The 14,408-nt window shown below is 57.6% G+C and carries 15 protein-coding genes (1 of these 15 only partly in view); 12 read left to right on the forward strand and 3 right to left on the reverse strand.

From position 1 onward, the window contains the following. From CBW65_RS09645 to CBW65_RS09655, 3 genes are all read left to right on the forward strand, one after another. On the forward strand, positions 1 to 1,101 hold the 3' portion of the coding sequence (locus CBW65_RS09645; RefSeq protein ID WP_087456604.1) for an MFS transporter. It extends 75 nt beyond the left edge of the window; the window shows 1,101 of its 1,176 coding nt (coding positions 76-1,176); the start codon falls outside the window, past its left edge; the stop codon is at positions 1,099 to 1,101. Between the two features lie 146 nt (positions 1,102 to 1,247). Continuing rightward, entirely contained in the window at positions 1,248 to 2,210 is a 963-nt protein-coding gene (locus CBW65_RS09650; RefSeq protein WP_087456605.1) for a foldase protein PrsA, read from the forward strand. A gap of 117 nt (positions 2,211 to 2,327) precedes the next feature. Beyond that, positions 2,328 to 3,326, forward strand: a complete 999-nt coding sequence (locus CBW65_RS09655) for a metal-dependent hydrolase (RefSeq protein WP_087456606.1) — start codon at positions 2,328 to 2,330, stop codon at positions 3,324 to 3,326. A gap of 19 nt (positions 3,327 to 3,345) precedes the next feature. Here the strand turns inward: CBW65_RS09655 and CBW65_RS09660 are convergent, their stop codons facing one another. Next, complete coding sequence (locus CBW65_RS09660; protein WP_087456607.1) at positions 3,346 to 3,750, reverse strand: helix-turn-helix domain-containing protein; 405 nt, start codon at positions 3,748 to 3,750, stop codon at positions 3,346 to 3,348. Between the two features lie 419 nt (positions 3,751 to 4,169). Further along, positions 4,170 to 5,453, reverse strand: coding sequence for a helix-turn-helix domain-containing protein (locus tag CBW65_RS09665; protein ID WP_087456608.1), 1,284 nt, complete (start codon positions 5,451 to 5,453; stop codon positions 4,170 to 4,172). A gap of 264 nt (positions 5,454 to 5,717) precedes the next feature. On the opposite strand from CBW65_RS09665, the gene CBW65_RS09670 reads away from it, so the two are divergent. Then, positions 5,718 to 7,010 (forward strand): helix-turn-helix domain-containing protein, encoded by a 1,293-nt coding sequence (locus tag CBW65_RS09670; RefSeq protein WP_087456609.1) that lies wholly within the window; start codon positions 5,718 to 5,720, stop codon positions 7,008 to 7,010. A gap of 33 nt (positions 7,011 to 7,043) precedes the next feature. On the opposite strand, the gene CBW65_RS09675 is transcribed toward CBW65_RS09670, so the two are convergent. After that, the gene (locus CBW65_RS09675; RefSeq protein ID WP_087456610.1) at positions 7,044 to 7,517 is read right to left on the reverse strand and encodes a hypothetical protein; all 474 of its coding nucleotides are present in this window, start codon (positions 7,515 to 7,517) and stop codon (positions 7,044 to 7,046) included. Between the two features lie 203 nt (positions 7,518 to 7,720). On the opposite strand from CBW65_RS09675, the gene CBW65_RS09680 reads away from it, so the two are divergent. The 8 genes from CBW65_RS09680 to CBW65_RS09715 all read left to right on the forward strand — a co-directional run bounded on the left by CBW65_RS09680 (position 7,721) and on the right by CBW65_RS09715 (position 14,344). Further along, positions 7,721 to 8,023: an EthD family reductase gene (locus CBW65_RS09680; RefSeq protein ID WP_087456611.1), complete on the forward strand. Its 303-nt coding sequence runs from the start codon at positions 7,721 to 7,723 to the stop codon at positions 8,021 to 8,023. Between the two features lie 25 nt (positions 8,024 to 8,048). Beyond that, the gene (locus CBW65_RS09685; protein WP_087456612.1) at positions 8,049 to 8,828 is read left to right on the forward strand and encodes an enoyl-CoA hydratase-related protein; all 780 of its coding nucleotides are present in this window, start codon (positions 8,049 to 8,051) and stop codon (positions 8,826 to 8,828) included. Positions 8,829 to 8,883: 55 nt separating this feature from the next. Next, positions 8,884 to 9,711: a 1,2-phenylacetyl-CoA epoxidase subunit PaaC gene (locus CBW65_RS09690; RefSeq protein WP_087456613.1), complete on the forward strand. Its 828-nt coding sequence runs from the start codon at positions 8,884 to 8,886 to the stop codon at positions 9,709 to 9,711. A gap of 75 nt (positions 9,712 to 9,786) precedes the next feature. Next, positions 9,787 to 10,005: a hypothetical protein gene (locus CBW65_RS09695; protein WP_087456614.1), complete on the forward strand. Its 219-nt coding sequence runs from the start codon at positions 9,787 to 9,789 to the stop codon at positions 10,003 to 10,005. Positions 10,006 to 10,021: 16 nt separating this feature from the next. Continuing rightward, on the forward strand, positions 10,022 to 10,885 hold the full coding sequence (locus CBW65_RS09700) for a 3-hydroxyacyl-CoA dehydrogenase NAD-binding domain-containing protein (protein ID WP_087456615.1): 864 nt from the start codon (positions 10,022 to 10,024) through the stop codon (positions 10,883 to 10,885). Then, positions 10,875 to 11,684 carry a 3-hydroxyacyl-CoA dehydrogenase family protein gene (locus CBW65_RS09705; protein ID WP_198299798.1) on the forward strand — a complete coding sequence of 270 codons (810 nt, stop codon included), beginning with the start codon at positions 10,875 to 10,877 and terminating at the stop codon, positions 11,682 to 11,684. The genes CBW65_RS09700 and CBW65_RS09705 overlap by 11 nt, the downstream gene beginning before the upstream one ends. After that, positions 11,662 to 12,858, forward strand: coding sequence for a thiolase family protein (locus tag CBW65_RS09710; RefSeq protein WP_087459182.1), 1,197 nt, complete (start codon positions 11,662 to 11,664; stop codon positions 12,856 to 12,858). The genes CBW65_RS09705 and CBW65_RS09710 overlap by 23 nt, the downstream gene beginning before the upstream one ends. A gap of 13 nt (positions 12,859 to 12,871) precedes the next feature. Further along, positions 12,872 to 14,344 carry an aldehyde dehydrogenase family protein gene (locus CBW65_RS09715; RefSeq protein WP_087456617.1) on the forward strand — a complete coding sequence of 491 codons (1,473 nt, stop codon included), beginning with the start codon at positions 12,872 to 12,874 and terminating at the stop codon, positions 14,342 to 14,344. Positions 14,345 to 14,408 lie beyond the last annotated feature (64 nt).

The following is a 14,408-nucleotide window of genomic DNA, read 5'->3' on the forward strand; positions in this document are numbered from 1 at the left end:
TCCTTTATCTTGGAACAGCGCGAAGTATCTGCAGTCTTCAATGGCATCTCAACAACCGCTCTGTTTTTCGGCGTCATCGTCGCCTCACCGTTTATCGAACTTGTCGTGCGCAAGTACGGGGCGAAACGCACGATCCTCTACAGCACGGGACTGGCGATCATCATGACGCTGGCATTCCCGATCTGGGACAATCTCTACGCGTGGATCGTCTTCCGCGTGATCTTGGGGATCGCCCTCTCCGGCATCTTCGTCTCGACGGAGATCTGGCTGAACACCATCTTGACCGCAAACAACCGCGGGCGCATGTTCGCGTTTTATGGACTGGCCATCGCCATCGGGCTGATGATCGGCCCGCTTGGCATCAACCTGCTCAGCATCTCGCTGTGGGCGCCGTTTCTCGTCAGCGCGATCTGCTATGTCATTCCAATGCTGATCACCATCCGCATCCCGGATGAAGACTCCTGGCTCGCCGAAGCGGAGGAGGAAGAGGGCAGCGGCGTGAAACGCTGGTGGCGCATCTTCTGGCTCGCCCCGTTTGCGATGCTCGCGTCCCTCGTCTACGGCTATCTGGACGGCGCGCTGATCGGACAGTTCCCGATCTACGGCTCGCGTCTTGACATGCTGCCGGCAACGATTTCACTGACGCTCTCGGTCTTCGTCTTTGGATCGATCGTCTTTCAATTCCCGCTCGGCTGGCTATCCGACCTGTGGGGCCGCCGCCAGACGCTGTTGCTGGCTGCCGTCATCGGAATGGTAGGCTTCCTGCTCCTGCCGCTGGCGCAAAACAACACCTGGATGCTGATGACGATGTTTTTCCTCGTCGGCGGCGCACTTGGTTCTTTTTACTCGCTGGGGCTCGCGTATCTCGGGGACCTCTTGCACGGGAACAACCTTACCACCGGCAATGTCCTGTACACGATGCTGTACGGCGTCGGCTCGATCATGGGCCCGTCCTTTACCGGCGCGGCGATTCAGTACCTCGGCAAAGAATGGTTTGCCTGGTCGATCGCGGCGATGCTGCTGATCTACGCAGGGTATGGTTTATTTCACTCACAATCCATTAAGAGCAAGAGTTCATCGTTCACAACAACTGGCAATTGAATCTGAATTTTTGTTCAAAAATAGGACAAAGCGAGTCATTTATGGTAAGATACTTGTGTGGATTCGGTAATTAGAAATCGCGGAAACTTAATGCGATTTACAAAAAATACTAGGGCACTAAGACACGGAAGGGGCTAGGCATAAACATGAAAAAGGCAATTGCAGGCGCAGTGATCGGTGCAGCGGTCGTTGGCGGTATCTGGTTCTTTTCGAACACAGAAAGCAACGTGGCAACGGTAGGCAACACGAAGATCTCTGAGGAGCAGTTCTACTCCAAGCTGGAGCAGGCAGGCGGCAAAGACACCTTGAAGCGCATGATCGAAGAACAAGTCGTGCTCAACCAAGGCAAGTCGATGGGCCTGCTGGCAACCGATGCGGAGATCGACAAAGAGATCCAAACGATCATCGACGAGCGCTTTGAAAAAGACAAGGCGAAGCTGGAAGCAGCGCTGAAAGAAAGCAACATGACCCTCGATGACCTGAAAAAAGAAATGATGATCTCCGTTACCGCGAAGAAGATCGCGACCAAGGACATCACCGTTTCCGAAGAGGAAATCACCGAATACTATGAGCAAAACAAAGAAACCACCCTCGGCACTCCGGCCAAGGCAAAAGCGAAGCACATCCTGATCAAGGATGAAGGCAAAGCAAACGAGATCTACAAGCAGCTGCAAGCGAACCCGGCTGATTTCGAAAAGCTGGCGAAAGAGCATTCCGAAGACTCCTCCAAGGACCTCGGCGGCGACCTCGGCGAGTTCCCGAAAGGCACCATGGTTGCTGAGTTCGAAGCGGTCGTCTTCAACAAGGACGTCAAGCTGAACGAAGTGCAGAAGCCGGTCAAGACCGAGTTTGGCTACCACATCATCAAAGTTGAATCCCGCACCGATGCAGTGGTTCCGAAGCTCGAAGACGTGAAAGAAAAAGTGACCAACACGCTGAAAGAACAAAAAGCGAAGCCGTTCACCGATCTGATCAACGAATTGACTGCAAAAGAAGAGATCAAGATCAACAAAAAAGACTACGAAGGCATCATGGACCCGGCTCCGGCTACTGAAACTCCGGCAGAAGGCACTCCGGGAACCACTACCGAAGACGGTCACAACCACTAAGATGTCATCTCTATCGTTTCCACAAAAAGGCTTGGGCACTCGCTGCCCGGGTCTTTTTTTGTGCATTCAAACGCATGCGAAGTGCTACACTACATAGTAAGAGAGGGGTGCGCTCGCATGGACAATGTCACGCATGCTCTTCACGGTCTCGCCTTGTACGCATTGGCGGCGACCGACCCGGCCCTGGCACAGGACCCGACGGCGATGAGCGCTGTGCTGTGGGCCGCATCGCTTGGTTCGCAGGCGCCCGATTTTGATTTTGTGGTGCGGCTGTTCGGCGGAGATATCGCCTATCTGAAGCATCATCGCGGGATCACCCATTCGATCCCGGCCTGGCTGATCTGGCCGACGGTGCTGGCACTGGTGCTGTGGATCTTTTTCCCGGGGCATTTCGGCTTGCTCTGGTGGTGGAGTTTCCTTGGGGTGATCGTGCATGTCGGGATGGATTTGCTCACGACGTACGGCACGGTGGCATTCTGGCCGCTCTCCAAGCGCCGCTACGGATGGGACATTTTGATGATCGTCGATGTCGTGCTCTGGGCGTTTGGCGCCTTGGGGATCTACTTATGGTGGACGGGAGTGTCTCCTGAGCGCGTACTCTGGTATACAATTTTGCCCTCGGCAGTCTATCTGTTGCTGCGTGTTGCAGTACAGTTTTACCTGCGCAGCCAAGTGCGGCGCTTTTATGAAAAAACGGGTCTGAAAATCGGCCGCATTTCGGTGATCCCGTTCCTTGGGATGTTCCGTTGGAACCTGGTGGTGGAGAGCGCGGAAAAATATGAGCTGGGCACCGCGCATCTGCGCAAAGGAGTCTCGATCAAGAACTCCTACGAACGCAAAGGCGCAGAGCAGGCGCTTGCCGTTCTGGAGCAGTCGCAGGTGTATCAGGTGTTCCGCTGGTTTGCGCGCCATCTGTTCCTCGAAGTGAAAAAAGACGAGACGGGACAGATGCGGGCGGAGATGGCCGACCTGACGTTTGGCTTCAGCGACCGGCTGCCTTTGACCGCGCAGGTGACGCTCGATGCGGAAGGCAAAGTGCTCGAGGAGAAGCTGATCCGCAAACCTGACAAATTCCGCAAAAACGACAAAACAAACAAAAACCACGACGCCAAGTGACAGGTGTCGTGGTTTTGTGTTATTTCGTCGTTTCTAAAAATTCATGCAGCGCCTTGATGATGCCGCGCTCTTCGCCTTGCAGTTCATACAGGCGTTTCGCGAACATGATATATGGCACCGAGTCCTCTTGGAGCAGGAACGCTTGCGTATCCGGTGAGAATCGCGACAGGATACGGTCCGCTTCGGAGTACATGTCCTTGTCGATCGTGTCGTCATCGTGCAGGTAGTGCACCGGGATCTGCAAAGCGTTGGCCAGTTTGCGCACCACTTCCATCGAAGGCTTGGTGCGGGTGCCCCGCTCCAAAGATGAGATGTGGCTGATCGAGAGGCCGGAGCGCTGGGACAGCTCATTCAGCGTCCACTTTTTGCTCAAACGCATCTCGCGCAGTTTGGCTCCCAGCGTATAGATCGAGGATTGTTCCACAGTCGATTCCTCCTCATAAAATGCCGAGCGATTTTAGTAGTAAGTATAACATAGATAGAAGATGTTTGTGAACTAAATTTAAAACGGGATAGTACTTCAAGTAAGATTCGCTACTTTATGTACACATATATACTAAAATTGAACCAGAAATTGTAACTCGACAATCAATCGACACCTTTCGCTAAATTTATGCGCGGATAACCAGAGGCTTACATAGGACGAAAGGAGTATAACTCACAATTTCTTTAGGTCAAATTCACTATTTATCAATTGTAACGGTTGTAGAGGTATAGATTTTTGTAGTAAAGTGTAAATATCATTATATCAACTAATTCTAGCCGCAACTCAGGAGTCAGTTTACAGCTTACAAGAGACGGCAAAGATAAAAAAGGATCACCCGTACGTCGGGTGATCCACCGTTAGACTCGTTTGCGCGAAGCGATCATCTGGCGCAATTTGCGCGATCCGTCGCGGAGCAGTTCCAGGTCGTCCGTCTGATCGGCCAGTTCGCATTGGATCAGAGCGGCCGAGCAGGGGTCCCCTGCTTCGTGCAGGGCGTCCACCGCCTGCTGCATGTACGTTTTGTACCCGTCGGTATTCCCAGTCTGCAGATCGCAGCCGGCGAGGATGCGGTAGAGCCGGGAGCGGTCCCGCGGCTTGTGCAGCCCGGTCAGCGCTTCCAGCGCATGCTGGCGGGCGCTCTCCGGCTCTTGTTGCAACAGGGACAGGGAGGCGAGCCCTCCTTTGGCGCGGTGCAGCTCATCGTGCCCTGCGCTCTCTGCCAGCGTCATCGCCTGCAGGTAATGCTCCCGGGCGAGCTCGTACGCTTGCAGGCTGCTGTGGATCTCGCCCAGCAGGCGCGCCGCTGTGGCTTGCTGCTGCACGTCACCCACCGCTTGAAAATGGTTGTGGGCCGCTTCTGCAGACTCCAGAGCCTGCTCCAACTTGCCAAGCTCCGCCAGCGCCTGCGCGCGCAGGAATTTCATCGCTGCCAGACCGTCCGCATCGCGGAGGAAATCGAACACGAGCTCGGCCTGGCCGCACAGCAAGACGGTCTCGTTCTGCTCGACGCTCTCCATGTGGATCTGCGCCATCTCCATTAAAATACGGCCGACGCGGTCGAACAGCTGATGGCGGTAGGCGAGTTCCAGCGCTGTGGTGTAGACGCCGATGGCGCGCTGCAGTTGATCTTTCGTTTTGGCAAAATCGGCGAGGGCGCAGATCGCATCGACCTGGCGCGGGTAGCTTTTGGTCAAAATAAACAGCTTGTAGGCATCTGTCATCGCCGTTGTTGCACTGTCAAAACGTCCATTGTCGGCGAACACTTGCGCGATCTTATACTGGATCTCGGAGGTGTGCTGTTCATGGTCGGGCAGTTCGGCGGCCACCCAATACATGTCGTAGAGCAGGGTCAGGGCATCGTCCGTCTCACCGTGCGCGACCATCTCGTCAATGCGGGTGAACAGCACTCCGGCCGTTTTTGTAAAATCGGGGTAAAACAGCAGAACTTTCTCAGGCTGCAGCTGCAGAACTTGGCACAGATAAAGCACCGTGTCGATCGTGGGGTTGATCTTGCCTTTTTCAATGTTGTTGACAGCGGTGGGGGAAAGCGAGGAACCTGCCACGTCGCGCATCGTCAGACCGAGTGTGGTCCGGCGCTCGCGCAGCAAGTCCCCGAGAGTGACAGCACGATACTTGTCCATCCGGGACCCCCTTGGGCAATTGTAACTTTTTTCTAGTATATCAAGCAGGGTGAGCTGGTACAACTGTAAACCGACAGCACGTAAACTTCTTAAAAAGTTTGAAAATATCGGCTAAAATCGGAAAAGAATTGTGGTTACTTAGTTGACAGATTTTATATATTTCTTATAATGAAACTAAGTTGAACTAACGATAAATGATTACTCATCACATATATAATCCCGGTTTCTAAAAGTAAGTCAGGCGATAATACGGAGGAGACAGCTATGAAAGCCACTTTAGGACAGAAAATTCGTGAACTGAGAATTCGAAAAGGATTGACGCAAAGCGATCTGAGCGCAGGTTTGGTGACGCCGAGCATGATCTCCCAGATCGAATCGGACAAAGCCAACCCGTCGCACAACCTGCTGGCCGCGATCGCGGAGAAGCTGGATACGCCGATCGAGTACTTCCTGACCGACACCGAAACGCAAATGGAAAAAGTCAGCGTGTACAAGATTGCCAAGGCGCTGATGGCAACTCGTGAGTTTGACAAAGCGATCGAAATGCTGGTCGACTTGGAAGAGAACCCGTCCCCGCACGTGTCCTCGATCGACGTTGCGTACGATCTGGCGGTGTGCTACCTGAACACAGGCAAGCTGAACGATGCGACCGACCGCTTCGAAAGCGTTCTGGATTCTGCAGTGGCGCGCAACGACAACGGCATCCAACTGCTTGTGCTGAACAAACTGGGCGAACTCTCCTATATGGAGAAAAACTACCCGATCGCCATCCACTACTGGAAAAAGGCGTACGAGATGATCAAAAAAGGCCAGCTCGCGGAGCTGTACCTGCAGGCGAACATCATCAAGAACCTCGGCACCGTCTACTACAAGCTGGGCGAGTACAACGAGGCGCTGACGTTCTACCAGGAGTCCAACTCGCTGCTTACCGGCAGCAACCACTTCAAACAGATCGGCGACATCTACCTCGAACTGTCCTTCACCTACCGTGAGATGGGCGAGTTCGAAAAAGCTGCCGAGTACTCCCAATCGGCGCTGTCGATCTTCCAGTCGCTGAACAACATGAAGATGACGATCGACGTGAAGGCAAAATACGGCATCGTCAAAGGCGAGACCGGCAACATCGACGAAGCGATCTCCATCCTCACCCAATGCATGCGCGACTATGCGGACATCGGTTGCGAGACGGAAGTGGGCCAACTGCACAGCGACCTCGCCCGCATCCTGATCCAGGACAACCGCGTCGAGCAGGCGGCGGAGCACTGCGCATCTGCGCTCAAGTTCTTCCCGGAAGAAAACCTCGACCGCGCACACGTCTACCGCATGAGCGGCCAGATCGCCTCGGCGGGCAACCAGGCGGAAGACGCTGCTGAGTTCCTGCGCCAGGCGGTTACGATCTACCAGGACGTGCAGGCGTTTGGCGAACTGGTCAAGGCGTACTCGATCCTCGGCGATATCTACAAAGCAAAAGGCGACTTCAAAGAAGCGATGGAGTGCCTCGAAAAAATGAACGAAGCGATGGAAGAAAACCTCCGCGAACGCAAGATCGTGATTTAATTGCATCGAAAACATAGAAAAAGACCGGGCTCTCTAGCCCGGTCTTTTTTGCGTGTGGAACAGGGAGCGTCCGATCTTGGACAGCCCAAAGCCCAGTGAAACGGCAAGCACGCCGCCCCCGGCCAAGGAGAGGACCGAGACCAGCCGGTAGCCCGAGTCTTCCACGTCGTTCAGATAAAAACGCGCGATCACAAACAAGGCGAGAAACACGCCAAGTGCCAGTTCGTGCCATTTCCAGCGTGAAGCAAACAGCAGGCCGTAGCAGACCAGCCAGACCGGCGTGAACAGAATCAGAAACACCATAAACCAAAAGTGATAATAGAGTTGGAAGGCGATCATGCCTACAAGCGCATACGTCATCACGACGACGGTGCATAAGAGCCCGGAGAGCAGGCTCTGCCGCCAGACCGGGTGTTTCAGAAACCGGCGCCATGGAGCGCCACGGTTGTTTTTAAATGCAGGTGGCAAGCCGGACTGTGCGCCGCCCGGCGGTTTGGACAAGTTCATGAATAGAAGTCTCCTCAAGAGTAGTTGTATTCAAGTGTGGGCGAACGGCAGATGATTTATACCGCACTCTTTAGAACTACTCGAAAAATCACGAAACATGATACGAAATGAAAATTTCGGAATGTTTTTGGCGCAAATCTATATATCTAAAACGAGAGGCTGTGAGAGATTCGTTTGCGAAAAATAGAGGAGGTTTAGACTACATGGTCAAAATGATAGCATTGTACAAACATCCTGAAGATTTGGATGCCTTTAACTCCCACTACTTTGGCACACATTTGGAACTGAACGGGAAGACGCCGGGTCTTTTGCGCACCGAGGTGTCGAAGTTTTTCGACCTGCGCGGGGGCGAGACGGAACATTATTTGATGTGCGAGATGTATTTTGAGAGTCTCGACACGCTGAAAGCGTCGTTTAAAACGCCGGAGAGCAAGGAAGCGGGCGCAGACCTGCAGTCGTTTGCCGGCGGGCTCGTGACGTTCTCGTTTGCTGAAGTGGTGGACTAACTTATTTTGAAAGGGAGTCTCTCACATGTACGAAACGATTTTGTATGCTTTGGAAAACGGAGTTTTAACCCTTACACTCAACCGCCCGCAGGTGATGAATGCCTACAACCAGCAGATGGGCGATGAATTGTATGATGCGCTGAAGAAAGCGGAGCAGGATGACAACGTGCGCGTGATCGTGCTGACCGGAACCGGGCGGGCGTTTTGCTCGGGGCAGGATTTAAGCGACGGGTCTGAATTTAACAATGCCGATCTGTCCAACGCGGTGCGCGAGCGCTACAACCCGCTGATCGTGCGCATGCAGACGATGCGCAAGCCGATCATCGCGGCGGTCAACGGCGCAGCAGCAGGCGCGGGCGCGGCGTTTGCCATGGCGGCCGACTTGCGCATCGCCTCCGACAAAGCAAAATTCACGATCGCGTTCTGCAAAATCGGCCTCGTGCCAGATTCGGGCGCGAGCTATTTCCTGCCGCGCTTGATCGGCGTTGGCAAGGCGATGGAACTGGCGCTGACCGGCGACGTGATCACCGCCGCCGATGCGGAGCGTCTTGGACTGGTCAATAAAGTGGTGCCGGCCGAAGAGCTGGACACGGCAGTACGCGAATTTGCGGGCAAGATCGCCCAAGGGCCGACCTACGCGCTGGGCCTGACCAAGCGCTCGATCTACCAAGGCTCGGAAAACGATCTGTTCACCGCGCTGGAAACGGAAGCGCAGTATCAAGGAATGGCCGGGCGGAGCGAAGATTTCCGCGAAGGGGTGCAGGCATTTTTGGAGAAGCGCGCGCCGGAGTTTAAGGGGCGCTAGTTCTTTCGTCTGCAGGGGCTGACCCGGTCAACTCTGACAGGGAGGTTGCTAACGAATGGCTTTGTCCGAATTGGAAAAAGAGCAGCGGTTGCTGGAGAAGATTGCCCGCGGGGAAACGATCGAGTCGCCAGAGGAGATGACCGAGGAGTATCGGGAGCACCTGATTCACCTCATGCTGATGCAGGCCGACTCGGAAGTGGCCGGCGCGTTTGGCTATGTCCCGTGGATCATGAAAGCGCCGACGACGGCAGAGATGCTGTCGGTGGCGACGATCACCAAGGATGAAGTGCGCCACGGGCGCGTGATGTATAAGCTCCTGCAGGAGCTTGGCGTCGATGTCGATTCGCGCCTGAAAGAGTTCGACTTCACGCTGCGCGTCGGCGAAGAGGTGGAGTTGGGCGCGACCCGGGCGGCGCAAGATGACCGGGTGAACATTTTCTACTATCCGATCAATACGTGGTATGACTTTATCATGTTCAACGTATTGATGGACCGTGGCGCCGGGCACCAGCTGGAGGACTCGGAAGAGTCGTCCTACGGCCCGTGGCGCCGGGTGATGGAAGGGATCATGAAGGAAGAGCTGATGCACGTGGCGCACGGCGATTCCTGGCTGGTGCGTCTGGGCAAAGACCCGGAGCACCGCGAAGCGACGCAAGAGGCGCTCGACCGCTGGTTCCCGCGGGTGATGAATATTTTTGGTAAACCGAATTCGAGACGCAACCAAGTGTACCGCAAGCTGGGCCTGAAAAAGCGCGACAACCACGAAGTGCGCCTCGCCTTCCAGGAAGATGTGCGCAAAGTGGTCGAGCGCGCCGGGCTGCGCATGCCGGCGTGGACGCCCGACTGGGATAAGCTGCAAGAGGACGCGACGATCACCGGGTAACTTTTGATGAAGATGTGTGAAGAGGAGATACCGCAGAAGAGGTATCTCCTTCTTACTGAACCGGAGGTGTCTTTTGTGATTCATAAAGGGCTGACTGTAGGCGAAGTGGTGCACAAATACCCGGAGGCGATCGAGGTGTTCGACAAGCATGAGCTGACCTTTTGCGCCGGGTGCTATGTCACCTTGTTCTCCGAGTTGGAAAAAGCGGCCGGGTATGCGGCGGTAAAAGATCTGGATGAGATGATCTGCGACCTGAAAGCGCTCGTCGAGCGGCTGGAACGGGTGCGCGGTTAGGGAGGCTGGCTGCAGGATGAACGTGTTGGAGCAGCCGGTCGGCGTTATCGGCGCGGGCACGATGGGCATCGGGATCGCCCAGGCGGCGGCGCAGGCCGGGTATGAGGTGTTGTTGTACGATCTGAGCGAAGAGGTGCTGATCGCTTCCCTCGGCGGCCTGCGCGGACGGCTGGAGAAGCGGGAGCAAGCAGGCAAACTGCCGCCCGGCACCGGGGCCGGGGTGGTGAGCCGCATCCGTCCGGTGACCCGCTTGGAGCTGCTGGCCGAAACGGCGCTGGTGATCGAAGCAGCTCCGGAGAAGCTGGAGGTAAAACAGGACTTGTTCGCCAAGCTGGAAGCGGTGGTGTCGCCGACGTGCATTTTGGCGTCAAACACGTCGTCGCTGCCGATCACGGCGCTGGCCGGCAAGCTGAAGCGGCCGGAGCGGGTGGTCGGGCTGCATTTTTTCAATCCGGTGCCATTGATGCAGCTGGTGGAAGTGATTCAAGGGCTGCGGACGGAGGAGCGTGCGGTGTATCTGGCGCGCAGCTTTGCCGAGTCGCTGGGGAAGACGACGGTGCTGTGCAAGGACACGCCGGGTTTTCTGGTCAACCGGGTGGCGCGGCCGTTTTACGGGGAGGCGCTGCGCTTGCTGCAGGAAGGCGTGGCCGATGTGGAGACGATCGACCGGCTGGCCCGCGACGGGGGACGATTCCGGATGGGGCCGTTTCAGCTGATGGATCTGATCGGGATCGACGTCAATCTGGCGGTGAGCGAAAGCGTGTACCGGGCGATGTATGAGGAGCCGCGCTACCGTCCGCACCCGCTGCAGGCCCGTCTGGTGCAAGCCGGGACTTTGGGCCGGAAGACGGGAAGGGGGTTCTACCGCTATGACGAATAGCCGTGTGCTGGTGCTGGGAGATGGGATCATTGCCCGTGAAATGGCTCGGGAACTGGCCGATTCGGGGCAGTTGGTGACGTCGTTTGTGGCGGACGGGCCGCTTTTTGTCTGGAAGGGGGACGGGCTGCACGCGGTGCGCGAGCTGATGCAGACGGTCGAGGTAAGGACGTTTGATGCGGTCGTGCTCGCCTTTGCGTCGGAACGCGAGACCATGCGGGAGATCGTGCGTGAAGTGGAGCGGCGGATGGCGTCCGATGCCCTGTTGCTGATCGCAGCACTTGGGCAGTCGGTCACAGAAGCGGCGTCGTGGTGCGCAGCGCCGGAGCGGGTGGCCGGATACGGATATGTGCCGCCGCTGGCCGGGGTGACCTGTGTGGAGGCGGCAAGCGGGCTGCTGACCTCGGCGGAGACGGCGGAGCGGGCGAGCCAGTTTTTGCAGCAGGGGCTGGGCCGGGAAGCGGTCTGGGTCAAGGACAGCGCCGGGCTGGTCATGCCGCGCGTGGTGGCGATGGTGATCAACGAAGCGGCGTACGCGCTGATGGAAGGGATCGCCGGGGCGGAAGATCTGGACACGGCGATGCGGCTTGGCACCAACTATCCGTTTGGCCCGCTGGAATGGGCCGATCAGATCGGCGTGGAGCAGGTCGTCGCCATCCTGCAAGGGGTGTTTGACGAGCAGGGCGATGACCGCTACCGACCCGCACCGCTCTTGCAGCGGAAAGCGCGGGCAGGACAGCGTTTTTATCCGGAACGGGAGGAGGCGGGAGATGATGCGGATGCGCGAGGCGGTCATTATTGATGCGGTGAGGACGCCGATTGGGCGTTATGGCGGCGCTTTGAAAGAGGTGCGGCCGGACGATCTGGCGGCCGGGGCGATCCGGGCGCTGGTGGAGCGGACGGGGATCGACCCGCTTTTGGTGGACGATGTGATTCTTGGCTGTGCGAACCAGGCCGGAGAGGACAACCGCAACGTGGCGCGGATGGCCGGGCTCTTGGCCGGGCTGCCGGTCAGCGTGCCGGGCGTGACGGTCAACCGGCTCTGCGCGTCGGGGCTGGAAGCGGTCAACGGCGCGGCACGGGCGATTTTGGCCGGGGAAGCGGACGTGGTGATCGCAGGCGGGGTGGAGTCGATGACCCGGGCGCCTTTTGTGATCGGCAAGTCGGAAGGGGCGTTCGCACGCGACGTGCAGGTGTTCGACACGACGATCGGCTGGCGGTTCACCAACCCGCGTCTGGGCGAGCTCCACCACCCGTACGCGATGGGCGAGACGGCCGAAAATGTGGCGGAGCGCTGGAATGTATCGCGCGAGGAGCAGGATGCGTTTGCCCTGCTCAGCCAGCACCGGGCGGCAGCGGCGATCGAGGCCGGCGTGTTTGCCGACGAGATCGTGCCTGTCGAAGTGCCGCAGAAGAAAGGCTTACCATTGCGCATCGAGCGCGATGAGCATCCCCGCGCCGACACGACGATGGAAAAGCTGACCAAACTGCGCCCGGCCTTTCGCGAAGGAGGTACAGTGACGGCGGGCAACTCGTCGGGCGTCAATGACGGCGCGGCTGCTGTGCTGGTCATGTCTCGGGAGAGGGCGGAGCAGTTGGGCCTGACGCCGTTGGCACGCTATGTGGTGTCGGCGGCGGCAGGCGTCGATCCAGCCGTGATGGGTGTCGGGCCGGTGCCTGCTGTGCAAAAAGCGCTCCGGGCGGCCGGGCTGACCCCGGAGCAGATCGATCTGTTTGAGATCAATGAGGCGTTTGCCGCGCAGGTGCTGGCGTCGGTCCGGGAACTGGGCATCCCGCTGGAAAAAGTGAACCCGAACGGCGGCGGCATCGCGCTGGGGCATCCGCTTGGCGCGACCGGGGCGCGGATGGTGGCGACGCTGTTGCACCAGATGAAGCGCCAAGGGCACCGCTACGGCGTGACGACGATGTGCGTTGGGGTCGGGCAAGGCGTGGCGACCGTGTTTGAACGGATCTAAGGGGGCGGGGTCAATGGCAGAACACTATTCGATGATCATCAACGGGGAAGCGGTGGACACGGGCGAGACGTTTGCCGTACAAAATCCGGCGACGGGGGAAAAGATTGCGACGGTGGCACAGGCGTCACTGGCGGACGTCGACCGGGCGGTCGAAGCGGCCCGGGCAGCTTTTCATGGAGTTTGGAAAAAAACAGCTCCGGCCAAGCGCACGCGGCTCTTGATGAAAGTGGCGGAGATCATGCGCGAGAAAATGCGCGAACTGGTGGCGCTGGAAGTGCTGAACACCGGCAAAGCGGTATCCGGCGTGATCGGCGAAGTGCATCAGGCGATCGAAGACTTTGAGTTTTACGCCGGGGCGACGACAAAGATCTACGGGCAGACCTATCCGGCCGCGCCGTTTGTGCTGAACTATACGCTGAAGGAGCCGGTCGGGGTCTGTGCGCAGATCATCCCGTGGAACTATCCGCTGATGATGGCCGCGTGGAAGATCGCACCGGCGCTGGCGGCCGGCTGCACGGTGGTGCTGAAGCCGGCATCGCTTACGCCGCTGACGGCGGTGAAGCTGGTCGAGATCTGCCACGAAGCGGGGATTCCGCCGGGCGTCGTCAACCTCGTCACCGGGCCGGGCGCAAGTGTTGGCGCGTATTTGGCGGAGCATCCGGGCGTGGACAAAGTCGCGTTTACCGGCGAGACGGAAACGGGTAAATCGATCCTCGCCGGTGCGGCCAAAACGATCAAAAAAGCGACGATGGAGCTCGGCGGCAAGTCGCCAAACATCGTGTTCCCCGACGCCGACCTCGAAGATGCGGTGAACGGGTCGATCTGGGCGGTCTTCACCTCGACCGGGCAGACCTGCGAGGCGCGGTCGCGCTTGTTCGTGCATGAAGACGTGTATGACGAGTTCGTTGCGAAGTTTGTGGAGCGCACGAAATCCCTGCGCATCGGCGACCCGGCCGACAAGACGATGCATGTCGGCTCGCTGATCTCCCGCAAGCAGTGGGAGACGGTCGATTCCTATGTCAAAATCGGGCTTGGTGAAGGCGCGGAACTGCTCTGCGGCGGCGCGCGTCCGGAAGGGCTGGAGGAGGAGTTTGCCGACGGGCATTTTTATCTGCCGACGGTGCTCGCGAATGTGCACAACAAGATGCGGGTGGCGCAGGAGGAAATTTTCGGACCGGTCGTGGTGATCATCAAATACTCGACGGAGCGTGAAGTTGTTGAGTTGGCCAACGACACGATCTACGGGCTGGCAGCGACTTTGTGGACGAAAGACACCGCACGGGCGCACCGCGTGGCCGGGCAGTTGCAGACGGGGATCGTGACGGTAAACCATCCGTACACGGCATTCCCGGGCACTCCGTTTGGCGGAAGCAAGCAGACTGGATTTGGACGGGAGCTGGCGTTTGAGACGCTGAATCTGTACACGGAGACCAAGTCGGTTTTGGTGTACACGAGCGACAAGCCGGTCAATCCGTTTGGGCTGTAAGATCGAAGAAGGGCCGTCCATGCCGGACGGTTCTTTTTGTATTCTAGCAGTAATAGGATGTAGA

This window comes from Tumebacillus avium, from assembly GCF_002162355.1.
Taxonomy (GTDB): domain Bacteria; phylum Bacillota; class Bacilli; order Tumebacillales; family Tumebacillaceae; genus Tumebacillus_A; species Tumebacillus_A avium.

Bases quoted from the DNA above. Each gene is read 5' to 3' on its own strand.
- CBW65_RS09675 (WP_087456610.1), bottom strand. From the start codon at position 7,517: ATGAACTTGTCCAAACCGCCGGGCGGCGCACAGTCCGGCTTGCCACCT.
- CBW65_RS09705 (WP_198299798.1), top strand. From the start codon at position 10,875: ATGACGAATAGCCGTGTGCTGGTGCTGGGAGATGGGATCATTGCCCGT.
- CBW65_RS09680 (WP_087456611.1), top strand. From the start codon at position 7,721: ATGGTCAAAATGATAGCATTGTACAAACATCCTGAAGATTTGGATGCC.
- CBW65_RS09650 (WP_087456605.1), top strand. From the start codon at position 1,248: ATGAAAAAGGCAATTGCAGGCGCAGTGATCGGTGCAGCGGTCGTTGGC.
- CBW65_RS09690 (WP_087456613.1), top strand. From the start codon at position 8,884: ATGGCTTTGTCCGAATTGGAAAAAGAGCAGCGGTTGCTGGAGAAGATT.
- CBW65_RS09665 (WP_087456608.1), bottom strand. From the start codon at position 5,453: ATGGACAAGTATCGTGCTGTCACTCTCGGGGACTTGCTGCGCGAGCGC.
- CBW65_RS09715 (WP_087456617.1), top strand. From the start codon at position 12,872: ATGGCAGAACACTATTCGATGATCATCAACGGGGAAGCGGTGGACACG.
- CBW65_RS09710 (WP_087459182.1), top strand. From the start codon at position 11,662: ATGCGCGAGGCGGTCATTATTGATGCGGTGAGGACGCCGATTGGGCGT.
- CBW65_RS09700 (WP_087456615.1), top strand. From the start codon at position 10,022: ATGAACGTGTTGGAGCAGCCGGTCGGCGTTATCGGCGCGGGCACGATG.
- CBW65_RS09670 (WP_087456609.1), top strand. From the start codon at position 5,718: ATGAAAGCCACTTTAGGACAGAAAATTCGTGAACTGAGAATTCGAAAA.
- CBW65_RS09655 (WP_087456606.1), top strand. From the start codon at position 2,328: ATGGACAATGTCACGCATGCTCTTCACGGTCTCGCCTTGTACGCATTG.
- CBW65_RS09685 (WP_087456612.1), top strand. From the start codon at position 8,049: ATGTACGAAACGATTTTGTATGCTTTGGAAAACGGAGTTTTAACCCTT.